This is a genomic window from Kribbella yunnanensis (genome assembly GCF_039529655.1).
In the GTDB taxonomy this organism is placed as follows: domain Bacteria; phylum Actinomycetota; class Actinomycetes; order Propionibacteriales; family Kribbellaceae; genus Kribbella; species Kribbella yunnanensis.
Genome location: NZ_BAAANF010000025.1, coordinates 51,827 through 66,501, shown reverse-complemented (window position 1 = coordinate 66,501; position 14,675 = coordinate 51,827). Strand labels below are relative to the sequence as shown.

At 67.4% G+C, this 14,675-nt stretch carries 14 protein-coding genes; 5 read left to right on the top strand and 9 right to left on the bottom strand.

Annotated elements, in window-relative coordinates:
• Positions 1-107: 107 nt before the first annotated feature.
• The 3 genes from ABD231_RS36380 to ABD231_RS36370 all read right to left on the bottom strand — a co-directional run bounded on the left by ABD231_RS36380 (position 108) and on the right by ABD231_RS36370 (position 2,063).
• Positions 108-341 (bottom strand): hypothetical protein, encoded by a 234-nt coding sequence (locus tag ABD231_RS36380; RefSeq protein WP_344162907.1) that lies wholly within the window; start codon positions 339-341, stop codon positions 108-110.
• Positions 342-429: 88 nt separating this feature from the next.
• The gene (locus ABD231_RS36375; protein WP_344162904.1) at positions 430-1,272 is read right to left on the bottom strand and encodes a DUF4097 family beta strand repeat-containing protein; all 843 of its coding nucleotides are present in this window, start codon (positions 1,270-1,272) and stop codon (positions 430-432) included.
• Positions 1,269-2,063, bottom strand: a complete 795-nt coding sequence (locus tag ABD231_RS36370) for an Arc family DNA-binding protein (protein ID WP_344162901.1) — start codon at positions 2,061-2,063, stop codon at positions 1,269-1,271. Before ABD231_RS36370 ends, ABD231_RS36375 begins: the two co-directional genes overlap by 4 nt.
• 100 nt (positions 2,064-2,163) lie before the next feature.
• Here ABD231_RS36370 and ABD231_RS36365 point away from each other — a divergent pair, with 100 nt between their 5' ends.
• The gene (locus ABD231_RS36365; protein ID WP_344162898.1) at positions 2,164-2,958 is read left to right on the top strand and encodes an SDR family NAD(P)-dependent oxidoreductase; all 795 of its coding nucleotides are present in this window, start codon (positions 2,164-2,166) and stop codon (positions 2,956-2,958) included.
• Between the two features lie 8 nt (positions 2,959-2,966).
• Here ABD231_RS36365 and ABD231_RS36360 read toward each other — a convergent pair whose 3' ends face one another.
• From ABD231_RS36360 to ABD231_RS36345, 4 genes are all read right to left on the bottom strand, one after another.
• On the bottom strand, positions 2,967-3,824 hold the full coding sequence (locus tag ABD231_RS36360; protein ID WP_344162895.1) for a galactose-binding domain-containing protein: 858 nt from the start codon (positions 3,822-3,824) through the stop codon (positions 2,967-2,969).
• A 10-nt stretch (positions 3,825-3,834) separates the two neighbouring features.
• Positions 3,835-5,397: an alkaline phosphatase D family protein gene (locus ABD231_RS36355; RefSeq protein ID WP_344162892.1), complete on the bottom strand. Its 1,563-nt coding sequence runs from the start codon at positions 5,395-5,397 to the stop codon at positions 3,835-3,837.
• Positions 5,398-5,511: 114 nt separating this feature from the next.
• Positions 5,512-6,294 (bottom strand): LolA-like protein, encoded by a 783-nt coding sequence (locus tag ABD231_RS36350; protein ID WP_344162890.1) that lies wholly within the window; start codon positions 6,292-6,294, stop codon positions 5,512-5,514.
• 85 nt (positions 6,295-6,379) lie between these two features.
• Complete coding sequence (locus tag ABD231_RS36345) at positions 6,380-8,527, bottom strand: (Fe-S)-binding protein (RefSeq protein ID WP_344162886.1); 2,148 nt, start codon at positions 8,525-8,527, stop codon at positions 6,380-6,382.
• 184 nt (positions 8,528-8,711) lie between these two features.
• Between ABD231_RS36345 and ABD231_RS36340 the strand changes: the two genes are divergently transcribed.
• The gene (locus ABD231_RS36340; RefSeq protein WP_344162883.1) at positions 8,712-9,260 is read left to right on the top strand and encodes a hypothetical protein; all 549 of its coding nucleotides are present in this window, start codon (positions 8,712-8,714) and stop codon (positions 9,258-9,260) included.
• 3 nt (positions 9,261-9,263) lie between these two features.
• Here ABD231_RS36340 and ABD231_RS36335 read toward each other — a convergent pair whose 3' ends face one another.
• On the bottom strand, positions 9,264-10,715 hold the full coding sequence (locus tag ABD231_RS36335; RefSeq protein WP_344162880.1) for a helix-turn-helix domain-containing protein: 1,452 nt from the start codon (positions 10,713-10,715) through the stop codon (positions 9,264-9,266).
• 75 nt (positions 10,716-10,790) lie between these two features.
• Between ABD231_RS36335 and adh the strand changes: the two genes are divergently transcribed.
• Together adh and ABD231_RS36325 are read left to right on the top strand one after the other, a co-directional pair.
• Positions 10,791-12,314 carry an aldehyde dehydrogenase gene (adh, locus tag ABD231_RS36330; protein WP_344162878.1) on the top strand — a complete coding sequence of 508 codons (1,524 nt, stop codon included), beginning with the start codon at positions 10,791-10,793 and terminating at the stop codon, positions 12,312-12,314.
• Positions 12,315-12,367: 53 nt separating this feature from the next.
• Entirely contained in the window at positions 12,368-12,727 is a 360-nt protein-coding gene (locus ABD231_RS36325) for a DUF779 domain-containing protein (RefSeq protein WP_344162875.1), read from the top strand.
• Positions 12,728-12,774: 47 nt separating this feature from the next.
• Here ABD231_RS36325 and ABD231_RS36320 read toward each other — a convergent pair whose 3' ends face one another.
• Positions 12,775-13,254 (bottom strand): hypothetical protein, encoded by a 480-nt coding sequence (locus ABD231_RS36320; RefSeq protein WP_344162872.1) that lies wholly within the window; start codon positions 13,252-13,254, stop codon positions 12,775-12,777.
• 206 nt (positions 13,255-13,460) lie between these two features.
• On the opposite strand from ABD231_RS36320, the gene ABD231_RS36315 reads away from it, so the two are divergent.
• The gene (locus ABD231_RS36315) at positions 13,461-14,663 is read left to right on the top strand and encodes a S53 family peptidase (RefSeq protein WP_344162869.1); all 1,203 of its coding nucleotides are present in this window, start codon (positions 13,461-13,463) and stop codon (positions 14,661-14,663) included.
• The last annotated feature ends 12 nt before the right edge of the window (positions 14,664-14,675 follow it).

Genomic DNA, 14,675 nt, shown 5'->3' with positions numbered 1-14,675 from the left:
TGCTCTTCTCCCCAAGTCAAACGAAGTGATCGCTTGAAACCTAGCAGCGTCCCCGGGGCCTGATCGCGGTTACCCACAGGCGTTGCATCAAGCTGCAACACAAGAGGTCAGCGCACGATCGAGAGGCCGGTACCGCGGGGTTCGGGGCGGGCGTGCCGGCCCTGCGGCGCCGGGGTCGTCAGCGGCTCGAGCTTGTCGGCCAGCCGGCGCAACGCGATCGCCAGACCGTGCCGGGGACCGCTGTCGGTGGACTGGTGCTCGTGCAGCAGCGCACGGGTCTCGGCGGCCCGGACCTGCTCGGCGACGCGGTAACGGGCGACCTCTTGGTGTTCGGTGATCATGGCCGTACTCCTTCGCGTGATGGTTTTTGGCAGTGCTTCGCCCAGGTCCCGCCGGACCGATGCCGGCGAGACCTCCTGGAGGCGTGGTTCAGACCTTGACGATGGTGATGTCGCCAGTGACGGTGCGGGCCCGCAGAGTCAGCGAGCGGGCGCCCGCCTCGGGCTTCTCGCTGGGCTCCAGCTCGGAGCGGATCCGGCCGGTGACCGTCTTCAGGTCCAGGTACGTCGGGATGCCGTCGGGAACTCCGACGCGCACATCCCCGTTGGCCGTCTCGGCCTGGATGCTCGGCCCGTCGGCCACCTCGACGGTGACGTCGCCGGAACCGGAGGTGGCGACCGAGTGGTCGCGGATCCGCTCGATGGTGATGTCACCCGAGCCGACCTTGACGCTGGCCGGTCCGGCCGCGTCACCGATCCGGACGTCGCCGGAGCCGGTGCTGAGCCCGATCGTGTCGGCGGCCTCGCCGATGTCGATCGAACCCGAGCCGGTGCTGCCCTTGGCGACACCGGACACGTGCGAGACCCGTACGTCGCCACTGCCCGTGCTGACCGCGAGGTCGCCCTCGACGACCTCCAGACGGATGTCGCCGGAGCCGGTGGACAGTCGAGCGGCGCCGACCGGGACCTCGGCGGTGATGTCACCGGAGCCGGTCTTGGCTCGCACATCGAGCACCGCCGGGGTGGTGATCCTCAGGTTGATCTCGGGGCCGCGGCGAGTGCTGAACCGCCTGCCCTTACGCAGTTCGACGATCAGCTCGCCGTCTTCGACGGTGTAGACGACGTCCTCGTCGGTGCCGTCCTCGACCTCCAACTCGACGAACGTCTGGGTGCCTTCACCCTGGGCGAGCAGGACCTGGCCGGAGCCGATCTCGATCCGCGCCTTGGTGACCTCGCCGTCCTCGGCGATCAACTGACTCGTGAAGCCGCTCACTGTGCCCACCCCTGGAATCGCTGGCTCGAACCGCGCTCACCGCGGCGGTGCTCCTTCTCCTCGCGACGGCGCTCGCCCTCGGCGCGGCGCTGGTCACGCTCACCGCGACGCTCGTCACGGCGGCCGTCACGCTCACGCCGACCCCGGTCGGGACCGAAGACGCCGTTGTCGCCGAAGGGGCCACCGGGACCGAACACACCGTCCGGGCCGAAGACACCATCGGGTCCGAGCGGTCCGTCGGGCCCCAGCGGGCCGTCCGGGCCGAACATCCCACCGCCACGCGGCGGGCGCGGTGGCCGCGGCGGGCGCCCCGGGCCACCACGGCGGCCCCGGTCGCTCAGCGACATCATCACCGTGCGCATCAGCCACGCGTTCGAGGAGATGCCCTCGGCAGCCGCGGCTTCGTCGACCTTGTTCTTCACCGACATCGGCAACCGCAGCGTGATTCGCGCGGTGGGCTCATCGGCCTCCGGGGCAAGGTCGTTGACCTCGGAGTCGTTGTCGTCTTCCAGTACGTCGTCCGTGTCGTCGGGTCCGGTCAGCTGGCTCGGAGCCGGCGTGACCACGAACTCGGGACGGCCACCGGCCATCCGGAGCTCGACCGAACCGGGGGACAGCTCACGGCTGATCTCCCCGGCGGCGTCGGACAGGGCTGAGATGAGGGCCAGGCGGCCAGCGTCATCCAGCGTGGCTGCGAGGCGCTGGGCCACGGAGCGAGTTTGGTCGTCGGCCAGGGCGGTCGCGTTCTCCACGCTCCGCCGGACCGACTCGAGATAAGGCTCAAGTTCCATGACGCCAACTATGACGTCATCGTGACGTCACTGTCAACCCCGTCTGATGTCATCAGGGCGTCAGAGGCAGAATGGGTGACACCACAACCATGGAGGAAACGTGTCCAGAGGAGTACTCGTGACCGGCGCATCGCGCGGGGTCGGAGCCGCCGCAGCCATGGCCTTCGCCCAGGGCGGTGACCGCGTGGCCCTGCATTGCCGCGGCTCGGTCGAGCGCGCCGAAGAGGTCCGCGCAAGCCTGCCCGGCGACGGCCATGCGGTGGTCGCCGCTGATCTCGGTGATTCGGCCGCAATCCCTTCCCTGGTTGAGGAATCAGCCCGCCTGCTCGGCCGCATCGACGTACTGGTGAACAACGCGGCCATGTACGTCGACGAGCCGGTCGCGGGGTCCCGGCGAGTCGGCCATCCGCTGGCCGAGACGTCGTACGAGGAGTGGGTCACGGCCTGGCGCCGTACCCTCGCGGTGAACCTCGAAGGCGCCGCCCATGTGACCTGGTGCGTCGCCCGGCAGATGCTCGACATCGAGCCGTCAGACGGTGTACGGCGGGGTGCGATCGTCAACGTGGGGTCGCGCGGCGCCTATCGCGGTGAGCCCGACGTACCGGCGTACGGGGCTTCGAAGGCCGGATTGCACGCGATGGGCCAGTCACTTGCCGTCTCGCTGGCGCCACATGACATCACCGTGACGTCAATCGCGCCCGGCTTCATCGCCACCGACCTGACGGCCGACTTCCTGACCGGCCCCGGCGGCGATGCGATCCGCGCCCAGAGCCCCTTCAACCGAACCGCCACCGCCGAGGAAGTAGCCGCAGCCATCCACTGGCTTGCCTCTTCCCCGGCAGGTTGGTCGTCCGGCGCCGTCCTCGACTTCAACGGCGCCTCACACCTGCGCTGACGGAGCGGTCAGCCGTAGACCTCAAGTTCGACGATCCGGGAGTAGGTGTTGCCGTTCCCGGCCAGGCAGAGGATGCGTACGGCGTCTGCCTGGACCGGATCGAATGTCGAAGCGACGTGGCCGAGGGTGTTGCCGCGGACCTGGGCCACGGTCTGCCAGTCGCCGGTGCCGCTGCGGACCTGGACGTCCCAGTCGCGCAGGCCGTTGGTCGCGGCCGGGTACTTCACCGAGTCGAGGGTGTAGAGCTCGACGCGGTTGATCGTGGTCGGCGCGGCGAGGGCGACGGCGTAGTTGTCCGGGAAGACCGCGCGGGTCCCGTCGTTCCAGCCGGTCAGTGTGTCCCAGTGCTCGGAGTCGTGGTCACCGTCGACCCCACCACAGACGGCGAAGTTTCCGTGGGTCGACGAGGCGGTGGCCTGTTCGCCGAGTGCCACATTGCTGCCAGGATCCTTTGAGGGCAAGGGATTCACGGTCACCGGCACGGTCACCTTGGACCGGTCGACCTCGAGCTCGATCGAGTAGTTGCCGGGCTGGGTGTCGCGCGGCACGCGGACCTCGACCGGCGCGGAGACCGGCTGGTCGGGGTCGATCGCCGGGAGCCAGGACGAGAACAGTCTGCGGGACAGTTGCAGCGGACCACTTGGGTCCAGCGTCAGATCGGCGTACCGGTCCTCGGTGCCGGTATTGGTCATGGTGAGCGTCAGGTTGCCCGGGAAACAGGGCAAGCCGACGACGCTCAGCTGCTCGGGTTGCACCGACACCTGTACGCCGGACCGTGGCGGTGCGCCATTGGTTGCCTGGGGCAACGCAATCGCGGCCGCGACCGCCGTACCGAGGGCGACGGCCGATTGCCATCGAATCGTCATCGCGGTCTCCTCAGAGGGTCTGGATGCCCGGGCGGCCGTCCTCGACGAGGAGTTTGGCGCGGGTGCTGACGGTGCCGTTCGGGATGCTGACCTTGTCGACCACGCGGTAGTCGGAGATCCAGCGTTGCGGGGTGACGCTGCAACTGACGTAACCGCGCTGGAAGTTGCCGAACTTGATGTGCGGGTTCTCCTTGAGCAGCGTTACGCCGCCCGGATCGAGGTCCATGCCGTCCATCGCGGACGAGATCGACGTACCGACGAACTCGGTGCCGACGGTCGGTGAATCGGGGTTCGCGAAGTCCATCTTGAGGTCGGACGCCACGCTGCGGTGCAGGTCGCCACCGATCGAGACCAGGTTGCGGAGTTTGCGCTCGTAGGCGGCGCCGAGGACGCGGTTGCGGGACGCTTCGTAGCCGTCCCAGGTGTCCATCGGGACCAGGATCTCCGGGCCGTCCTTGACGTCGAGCCGGGCCAGCGCGTTCTGTTGCGCCAGCACGTTCCAGCGCGCCGAGGAGGATGCCCAGCCGTCGAGCAGCCACTTCTCCTGAGCGTCCCCGGTGATCGAGCGAGCCGGATCCTTGGTTTCCGGGCCGGGCGCCTTCGACCCGTCGCCGTACGCCTGGTCCGAGCGGTACTGCCTGGTGTCGAGGACGCTGAACTCCGCCAGCCGGCCGTACTGGAACCGCCGGTAGAGCTGCATGTCGGGACCGTTCGGCAACTGCGCGAGCCGCAGCGGCATGTGCTCCCAGTACGCGCGGAAGGCGTTCGCGCGCCGTACCAGGAACTGCGCGGGCGGAGCGCTCGGATGCGCCTCGTCGGCCCAGTTGTCGACCACCTCGTGGTCGTCGAGCGTGACCACCCAGGGCGCGGAGGCGTGCGCCGCCTGGAGGTCGGCATCCATCTTGTACGACGCGTACCGGACGCGGTACTCGTCCAGCGTGACCGTCTGTTGCGTCATCCAGGGTTCGTTCGAATGCGGCCGGATGCCACGGTCGATCCCGAACTCGTAGATGTAGTCGCCGAGGAAGAACACCACGTCGTGCTCGCGCCGGGCCATGTCGGCGTACGCCGTGTACCAGCCCTCCCACCAAGCCTGGCAGGACGCGAAGGCCAGCGACATCTCACCGACGACCGCATCCGCCGCCGGCGCCGTCCGGGTCCGGCCGACCGGGCTGAGCTTCCCGTTCACCCTGAAGCGGTACCAGTACGGCCGCCACGGCCGCAGTCCGCGGACATCAACGTGCACCGAGTGGCTCGACTCGGGCCGCGCCCGGGTCGTGCCCTGCCGCACGATCCGCCGAAACCGCGGATCCTCGGCGACCTGCCACCCGACCTCGACCGGCCGCCGATTCATCCCACCGAACGGCGCCAGCGGCTCCGGCGCGAGCCGCGTCCAGATCACCACCGCATCCGGCAGCGGATCGCCGGACGCGACCCCGAGCGTGAACGGGTCCCGGCGGTCACCGCGACCGGTCGCCCCGGCCAGCGCCTGCGCCACCCCGGGCAGGTCACCGGACAGCGCCAGCGCCGCCGCCGCTCCTGTGACCGTCAGAAAGCTCCGTCGAGTACTCATCGGCCCACCCGATCATCCGCCGGTGACAACTTCCGCGGCAGGTAGGTTTCTACCCGCCTAACGTCACGTTACGAGAAGTTCTCACGTATCGGCGTGAAATGACCGAATCCGGCCTCAGCTGACGATCTTGCTGGCCGGCGGCGGCGTGATGCTGACCGGCTTGTTGTAGTCGGACATGGTCATCACCATGGAGGTGCCGCTGACCTCGAACTCCATCCGGCGGATGAGGTGCGACTTGTCCATCCAGATCGTGTAAGGGAGGACCGCGGGCACGCCCTTCGGCATCTTCTTGCCCTTACCCGCGTACGCCTTCGCCGCGTTCAGGTTGACCTCGTACTGCTCCATCTTCTCGCCGACGATGGTGTCCTCGCCGACGAACTTGATGCTGACCAGGCTCTTGTCGAACGACTTGAACGCCTTGGTCGGGTCGCCGCTGTCGAGCAGCTGGTCGAGTTGGTCGATCTGTCCGGACTTGAACTTGACGTACTTCCCGGCCGGAGTCGCGCCGGGGATCGACGCGTAGCCGGTGCCCTTGGTGACGATCATCTTGGCCGTCTTGCCCTTGAAGGCCGCGCCGCTCATCTCCATCGACATCGCCGCCGGATTGAAGGTCTGGACGCCCCGAATCGTCATGACCGTTTGGGTCCCGGCCTTCAGGGTGGCGAACGTGCGCCACGACTTCTGCTTGGTGAGCGCGGTGTTCATCGCGGGGACGAAGGTGACTCGGTTGAGGCGGGTGACCGCGGGTGGCGGGGTGCTGACGGCCTTCTGCGGCTCGACGGTAAAGCTGGGTAGCGGGACCGGAGCGGCGGCGGGCTTCTCGTTGCCTCCGCAGGCGGCCAGGCCGAGGGCCAGGGGTACGACAGTGACCGTGGCGACGGCGGCACGGAACTTCATGAGTGGTTTCCTCCCCAGGTGATTCAAACGCCGCAGCTTACGGCCCGAATCACCTGAGGAGGAAGGGAATTGCACGTTGTTGCAATCAGCCTCGTTTGACGGAGGCGAGCAGCAGTTGGGCGACGTCCTGGACCTCTACCTCTTCGCGGGCCGAGCCGTCGGCCTGCTTGGCGGTGAGACCGTCGGAGAGCATCACGCGGCAGAACGGGCAGCCGGTGGCGATCTTGTCGGCGCCGGTTTCGACGGCCTCGGTGGTGCGGTTGACGTTGATCCGGCTGCCGATCTTCTCTTCCATCCACATCCGGGCGCCGCCGGCACCACAGCAGAACGACTTGGTCTTGTTCCGCGGCATCTCGGCGTACTCGGCGCCGGGGATGATGTCGAGCAGTTCGCGCGGGGCGTCGTACACCTGGTTGTGCCGACCGAGGTAGCACGGGTCGTGGTAGGTGATCTTCTGGCCGTTCAGCGTGCTGTCGGCCGGGGCGACCGGGGTCAGCTTGCCCTCGCGGACGAGCCGGTTGAGTAGCTGGGTGTGGTGGATGACGTCGAGCTCGACGCCCAGCTGCGAGTACTCGTTCTTCAACGTGTTGAAGCAGTGCGCGCAGGTGGAGACGACCTTCTTCGCGCCGGTCTCCTTGAAGACCTCCGCGTTCTGCATCGCCAGCTGCTGGAAGACGAACTCGTTGCCGGACCGCCGCGCCGGATCACCGGTGCACGTCTCACCATCACCCAGTACGGCGAAGCTCACGCCGGCGATGTCGAGCAGCTCGGCCACGGCCTGCGTGGTCTTCTTCGCGCGGTCCTCGTAGGCGCCCGCACAGCCGACCCAGAACAGGTACTCGACCTCGGCCAGCGTCTCGACATCGGTGCCGACCTGCTTGACCTCGAACGGCAGATCCTTGGCCCAGTCCATCCGGCCGGACGGGCTCATGTTCCACGGGTTGCCCTTGTTCTCCAGGCCCTTGAACAGCCCGTTGAGCTCGGACGGGAACGACGACTCGATCAGCACCTGGTAGCGGCGCATGTCCATGATCGCGTCGACGTGCTCGATGTCGACCGGACACTGCTGCACGCACGCGCCGCACGACGTACAGGCCCAGAGGGCTTCTTCGTCGATGACCGCGACGTCGGCCGGACCGACCAGCGGCTTCTCCTGCTCGTCGAGCACCAGCTGGGACAGCGACTTGCGGTCGTCCTCGGCAGCCAGCAGGTACGGCGCTTTGGCGTACGCGTGCTCGCGGAGTCCCATCATGATGAGCTTCGGCGACAGCGGCTTCTCGGTGTTCCAGGCCGGGCACTGCGACTGACAGCGACCGCACTCGGTGCAGGTGGTGAAGTCGAGCAGGCCCTTCCAGGTGAAGTCCTCGACCTTGCCGACCCCGAGTGCCGCGTCCTCGTCGAGCTCGTCGATGTTCTCGAAGTCGATCGGCTCGCCCTTGACCATGATCGGCTGGAGCGCGCCGAGCGCCGTACCGCCGTCGGCGTTGCGCTTGAACCAGATGTTCGGCCAGGCGGTGAAGCGGTGCCAGGCCACGCCCATGGTCGCGTTCAGCGAGATGGTGATCATCCACGCGAACGAGATCAGGATCTTGACCATCGCGACCAGGTAGACGGTGTTCTCGAGCGCGTGCTCGGACAGCCCGCCGAACAGCGCGTCGCCGACGAACCAAGTGCTCGGGAAGTGGAACTTGCTGCCCGCACCGAGTGCGTACTCCAGGCCGCGCAGCAGCACGATGCAGACCAGTACGCCGAGGATCGTGTACTCGACGTAGTACGCCTGCCAGGCCGTGGATCCGAAGAACCGGCTGTACCGGCCCTTCTCGCCGCGGGGGAGGGCGCGCAGGCGGATCGCCATCAGGCCGATGATCGAGATCAGACCGGTCCAGGTCAGGAACTCGCTGACCCACTCGAAGACGAACCAGTGCCCGATGATCGGCAGCGCGAAGTGCGCGTCGAACAGCTGACCGAAGGCCGTCACCAGGCTGAGCACCAGTCCGAGGAAGCCGAACGCGACGAACCAGTGCAGGACGCCGATGTGGCTCCACTGCAGCATCCGCGTGTGCAGGAGGGTTTCCTTGGCCAGCGTGGCGCTGCGCTGCCCCGGCTGGTCGGTGCGGCCAGGTGCCGGCTGCCCCAGCTTGATGACGGACACGATGTGCCCGATCGTCTTGCCGAACAACGCGACGCCGACCAGGGCGATCGCGAGCGACACGATGATGGCGAGGATCTGCATACCAGCGATGTTATTGGTTGGTTACCGCTCAGTCATGTCGGTGTCGGGCTCGTCACGCGTGAGATGTGACCGTGATCAAACCTCCACAGAGCGTTACCGGGAACTCCTTGCCGCGGAGTAGACCAATCCGTAGGTTTCCAACCACTGCGAATGCAGAGATGGAAATGATTTCACGGGAGCATAGATGCGTTTTCAGCGGGCAGCGGTCGCAGGCGCGGTGCTGGCGAGTGGGTTGCTGGGGCCGAGCGCGGGTACGGCGAATGCGGCGTCGGTCGACCCGGAGGTCCGGGTCGCGAAGAAGTGCGACACCAAGACGGTCTACTGGTACACGCGCGGCGGTAAAGAGGTCTACGTCGGGACGAACCTCTACAGCGAGTGGCTCGAGGGCCCGGGCCGGATCACCTACCAGAAGACAGCGACCTCGGAGTCGAACTCGGCCTGGACCGGTGACCTCGGGGTGAGCATCCCGCTGGTGATCGCGGAGATCCAGAGCAAGTACGCCAAGACCGTGGGCAAGTCGCACTCGGTCTCGCAGACCTGGTCGTACACCGCCGAGGTCCCGGCCGGAAAGATCCGTCGCCTGCACCAGCTCAAGCAGTCCTGGCGCGTCCAGGTCGTCCGCTGGCGCTACACCACGTCCGACTGCAAGAAGACCAAGGAACTCAGCAGCAAGACCGCGACCTTCCCGGTCAAGAACCGCGACTACATGTGGATCCTCATCGGCCGCGAGTGAAGGTCAGTCGGCGAGGCGGCGGAGGCGGGCGGCGACGGCGCCGCGGCGGCGATCGGCCGGCGGCAGGTTCGCCTCCAACGTCTCGAAGATCTCCAGGTCCTCGGCGCCGGTGGCCGTCTGCGAGAAGTGCCACAGCAGGTCGGGATCGCCGGCGTCGAGCACGCTGCGCCGGACGGTCGCGTCCAGCTCGTCGCGCTCGGCACGAAGAGCCGGAGCGTCGGACCGGGTGAGCAGTGGGCCGGTATAGAGGTCGACTGCGGTCCGCAGATCACCGCGGCGCAGTGCGTCCTGTACGTCGGTCACGTCGCCGGTCACATCGGCGATGATCCGGTACGGCTTCGTGTCGAGGACCCCGCCACCGAGCAGGTTCCGCAGCCGGTGCATCTCCGCGCGAACAGTCGTCGGGTTCCCCTCGTCGCCGTACAACTGGAGCATCAACTGCTCTGCGGTCAGCCCGGACGGGTGCAGTAGGAGAAGAGTCAGTACTTCGGCCCTTCGCAACGTGAGAGCGATCTCGCGGCCGCCGACGACTGCGATCGGCTGGCCGGCGCCGAGCAGCTTGAGCCGCAACGACGGTCGGGTACGGCGGATCGGCGTACCGGGGATGCGGAGCAGGTAGCCCTCGTCGAGCTGTTCGACCAGGCCCTCGCGGCCGTCGCCGAGGTCGATCCGGTCGGTGCCAGCGGGCACTTCCAAGCGATCCGGCAGCCACTCATGCGGTTGTACGGCGAGCACGCGCCCGGTCGGAGTGAGTAGTGCGCCCGGCGCATCGCCAAGCGCGACCAGGTGCTGCATGTTGCGGGCGCGGAGCTTCTCGTCGGACGCGGCCATCCGGACCCGCAGTTGCCCCTCGGCGAGCTGAGCGGCAGCCGTCACCAGCGCCACCATCGCGGGATGAACAGTGCGCAGCGGACCGGAGACGTCAACCGCGCCGAGCAGCTTGCCGGTGTCCGGGTCATGCACCGGCGCGGCCGCACACGTCCACTCGTGGATCCGGCGAACGAGGTGTTCGGCCGAGTGGATCTGCACCGGCTGGCCGACGGCGAGCGCCGTACCCATGCCGTTCGTACCGATCTGGTCCTCGGACCACACCGCCCCTTCCGACAGGGCGATCCGATCCGCCTGTCGCCGTACGGCGGCCGCCCCTTCGCGCCACAGAATCATCCCCTGCGCGTCGGTGATGATCATGATGTGCGACGCCTCGTCGGCGATCGTGGTCAGCGTCTGACGCAGTACCGGCAGCACCGCCTGCAGCGGGTGGTTGGCGCGGACCGCCTCCAGTACGTCGTGGTCCACGACCACCGGAGGTGCGTCCAGCTCGGGATCGACCGCAGCCGCCAGCGACCGCTGCCACGATTCCGCGACCAGTTGGCGAGGTGCCCCGGGCACCCGGTGACCACCGAGCACTTCGTCGTACAGCTCGCTCAACCGGCGCGCCTGGTCCGCCGCGTCCATCGCCTCACCTCGCGTGCAACGTCGGTGCAACGTCGCGCTCCGTAGATTCCGCCTCAGGTATCCCGAGGAGGACCTATGACGATCTTCGCAGCTCCCGGGCAGGATGGCAGCCCGGTCACCTACAAATCCCGCTATGAACACTTCATCGGTGGTGAGTGGGTCGCGCCCGCGAAGGGTGCGTACTTCGAGAACCCGTCGCCGGTCACCGGCCAGAACTTCACCGAGATCGCCCGCGGTACGGCGGACGACGTCGAGCGCGCCCTCGACGCCGCCCACGGTGCCGCGCCGAGCTGGGGACGCACCTCGCCGGCCGAACGAGCAGACATCCTGAACAAGATCGCCGACCGGATCGAGGCCAACCTCGAACTGCTCGCGGTCGCCGAGAGCTGGGACAACGGCAAGGCCGTCCGCGAGACGCTGGCCGCCGACCTCCCGCTCGCGATCGATCACTTCCGCTACTTCGCCGGGGCGTTGCGGGCGCAGGAAGGATCCGTGTCGGTGATCGACAACGACACGATCGCCTACCACTTCCACGAGCCGCTCGGCGTGGTCGCGCAGATCATCCCGTGGAACTTCCCGATCCTGATGGCGACCTGGAAGTTGGCGCCCGCGCTGGCCGCCGGCAACGCCGTCGTACTGAAGCCGGCCGAGCAGACCCCGGCCTCGATCCACGTACTGCTCGAGCTGATCGCCGACCTGATCCCGCCGGGTGTGCTGAACGTGGTCAACGGTTTCGGCGTCGAGGCCGGCAAACCGCTTGCCTCAAGCAACAGAGTCGCCAAGGTCGCGTTCACTGGTGAGACCACCACCGGCCGGTTGATCATGCAGTACGCCTCGGACAACCTGATCCCGGTGACGCTGGAGCTCGGCGGCAAGAGCCCGAACATCTTCTTCGAGGACGTCGCCAACACTCGCGACGAGTTCTACGACAAGGCGCTCGAGGGTTTCACGATGTTCGCGCTGAACCAGGGCGAGGTCTGCACCTGCCCGTCGCGGGCGTTGATCCAGTCGTCGATCTACGACCAGTTCCTCGGCGACGCGACCGCGCGCACGCAGGCGATCAAGACCGGCAACCCGCTCGACACCGACACGATGATCGGCGCCCAGGCGAGTAACGACCAGTTCGAGAAGATCCTCGCCTACATCGAGATCGGCAAGGCCGAGGGCGCCAAGGTGCTGACCGGTGGCGATCGGCTGGAGCAGTCCGGCGACCTGGCCGGCGGGTACTACATCCAGCCGACCATCTTCGAGGGCGACAACAAGATGCGGATCTTCCAGGAGGAGATCTTCGGTCCGGTCGTCTCGGTGACCCGGTTCGACGACTACGCCGACGCGCTGAAGATCGCCAACGACACCTTGTACGGTCTCGGCGCCGGCGTCTGGTCGCGCGACATCAATACGGCGTACCGGGCCGGTCGGGAGATCCAGGCCGGGCGGGTCTGGACGAACTGCTACCACGCCTATCCGGCGCACGCGGCGTTCGGCGGGTACAAGAACTCCGGCATCGGCCGCGAGAACCACAAGATGATGCTCGACCACTACCAGCAGACCAAGAACCTGCTGGTCAGCTACAGCCCGAACAAGCTCGGGTTCTTCTGATCGTGGTCGACCGATCGGGGCGGTGGGGTGGGGAAGGTATTCAACGAGTTTTGTTGAGTGAGTCGGCGGGCGAGTGGCTCCGCCGGCTCACCGACCTGCACGGCCCGCTGATGTTCCACCAGTCAGGCGGGTGTTGTGACGGCAGTTCGCCGATGTGTTTCCCGGACGGTGAGTTCCGGATCGGTCCGGCCGACGTGCACCTCGGCGACCTCATGGTCGAGGGGCTCGCGAAGCCGGTCGGATTCTGGATGGCCGCCGATCAGTACGAGTACTGGAAACACACGCAGCTCACTGTCGACGTCGTGAAGGGGCGCGGCAGCGGTTTCTCGGTCGAGGCGCCGGAGGGCGTCCGCTTCCTGATCCGCTCGCGCCTCTTCACCGACCAGGAGTCCGAAGCCCTCGGACTCCTCTGAAGCGAGTGCCGACCGTCCGGTGGCGTTGCCGGGCGGCCGGCACTCTTCTACAGATCCAGTACGGCGTTGTAGATCGCGCTGCTGTCGATGTCCGCACCCTTGAGCCGCAGGATCGTACGGCGTTGCTCGTCTGTGCACGCCGCCACTCGCTGCGCGAACTCCACGTGCGGCCGATCGATCACATGCAGCCAGAACGTCAGCTCGATCTTCCACGTCGCGGTGTGCAGTACGGCGTAGTACCGCTCATCGGTGATCGCCGGAGTCGGCCGCCGCTCGCCGCGCTCGTCCCGGAAGTCGATCGACTCGAGCTCCACCCGCTGTGCGAGCGTGGTCAAACCGCCCAACACCGTCGGCCCGGTCGCGTCGGGCGCGTCGAACATGACGTCGAGATCGCGCACGACCATCAGGCCGGACAGCGCGCTGCCGATCAACGTCGGTGGCCACGGGAACGCCGTACCGAGGTCTAGCCGGTCGAACAGTTCGTGGGCCTCGGATTGCAGGGCCTGGGCGCTCTCGACGAGTGACATGGACCCATTCTCCGGAAAGTCGCGGGGAATCCTTCGGTATTTTCCCGATCGGGCAGAACGCCGGATTCGCGCGGAAAATCGGGCCTTCCATAGGCGGCTGTCACGGGTCCGCCCATGACATTTGTCAGAGGCGTGATCGCTGGCTTCCGGTCGGCTGCGGGGCGGACGATTTCGAGCACCAAACCCGCCCACATCGAGGAGTTCTGTTGAGGCAACGGAATCTCGTGTCCGCCCTGGGCGCCGGCGCACTCGCCGTCGCGGGACTGACCGCAGCTCAAGGGGCCTACGCGGCCCCGATCACCCCTTACACCGCCGGAAAGCACGCGGCTCAGGTCTGCTCGGCCGCCAAGGCCAAGCACACCGCGAGCTGCCACGCGATCAAGCTGGTCGCGAGCAACGGCGTCACCCCCAGGACGGCCACACCCCCGGCCACCGGTCTCACCCCGACCGGCCTGCGGAACGCGTACAAACTGAACGGACTGAGCGCAGGCGGCCGAACCGTCGCGATCGTCGACGCATACGGCTACCCGAACCTGGAGCGCGACCTCGGCGTCTACCGCTCGCAGTTCGGCCTGTCCGCCTGTACGACGGCCAACGGGTGCCTGCGCATCATCAACCAGACCGGCGGGACCACCCTGCCGACGTTCAATGTCGGCTGGGCCGGTGAGCAGGCGCTCGACGTCGATGCGGTTTCGGCGGCTGCGCCGGACGCGAAGATCCTCGTCGTACAGGCCAAATCGGCCAGCTTCGCCGACCTCGGTACGGCGGTCCAGACGGCCGCCAAGCAGGCTGGTGTCGTGGCGATCTCGAACAGCTACGGCGGTGGTGACGCCTCCGACAGCAGCTACGGCCAGTACTACAACCACCCGGGGATCGCGGTGACGGCGTCAACCGGTGACGACGGTTACCAGGGCGGCAGCTACCCGGCATCTTCGTCGTACACAACGGCTGTTGGCGGTACGTCGCTGGTTGCCGCGAGCAACTCGCGCGGCTGGACCGAGACTGTCTGGGACGGCGCCGGGTCCGGCTGTTCGACGTACAACACCGCTTTGAGCGCGGCCGCGTCGTTCGGAACTGGTTGCTCGAAGCGAGCGATGGCTGATGTGTCGGCCGCGGCCGATCCGGGCAAGGGCGGGATGGCGGTCTACTACCCGACCAGCAAGACCGCGTCGACCTGGGCGCAGTTCGGCGGGACGAGTGAGGCCGCGCCGATCATTGCCGCGGTCTACGCACTGTCCGGCAACACCGCCGGCTACGCGAACGCGCTGCCCTATGCGCACCCGGGCTCGCTGTTCGACGTGACCAGCGGCAGCAACGGTAGTTGCCCCACGACCCAGTGGTGCAACGCCCGCACCGGCTGGGACGGGCCGACCGGACTCGGTACTCCGAACGGAGCAGGCGCGTTCTGAGTACCGACTGAA

Coding starts and splice junctions, on each gene's coding strand:
- ABD231_RS36380 (WP_344162907.1), bottom strand. CDS start 341: ATGATCACCGAACACCAAGAGGTCGCCCGTTACCGCGTCGCCGAGCAG.
- ABD231_RS36370 (WP_344162901.1), bottom strand. CDS start 2,063: ATGGAACTTGAGCCTTATCTCGAGTCGGTCCGGCGGAGCGTGGAGAAC.
- ABD231_RS36360 (WP_344162895.1), bottom strand. CDS start 3,824: ATGACGATTCGATGGCAATCGGCCGTCGCCCTCGGTACGGCGGTCGCG.
- ABD231_RS36355 (WP_344162892.1), bottom strand. CDS start 5,397: ATGAGTACTCGACGGAGCTTTCTGACGGTCACAGGAGCGGCGGCGGCG.
- ABD231_RS36350 (WP_344162890.1), bottom strand. CDS start 6,294: ATGAAGTTCCGTGCCGCCGTCGCCACGGTCACTGTCGTACCCCTGGCC.
- ABD231_RS36345 (WP_344162886.1), bottom strand. CDS start 8,527: ATGCAGATCCTCGCCATCATCGTGTCGCTCGCGATCGCCCTGGTCGGC.
- ABD231_RS36340 (WP_344162883.1), top strand. CDS start 8,712: ATGCGTTTTCAGCGGGCAGCGGTCGCAGGCGCGGTGCTGGCGAGTGGG.
- ABD231_RS36335 (WP_344162880.1), bottom strand. CDS start 10,715: ATGGACGCGGCGGACCAGGCGCGCCGGTTGAGCGAGCTGTACGACGAA.
- adh (WP_344162878.1), top strand. CDS start 10,791: ATGACGATCTTCGCAGCTCCCGGGCAGGATGGCAGCCCGGTCACCTAC.
- ABD231_RS36320 (WP_344162872.1), bottom strand. CDS start 13,254: ATGTCACTCGTCGAGAGCGCCCAGGCCCTGCAATCCGAGGCCCACGAA.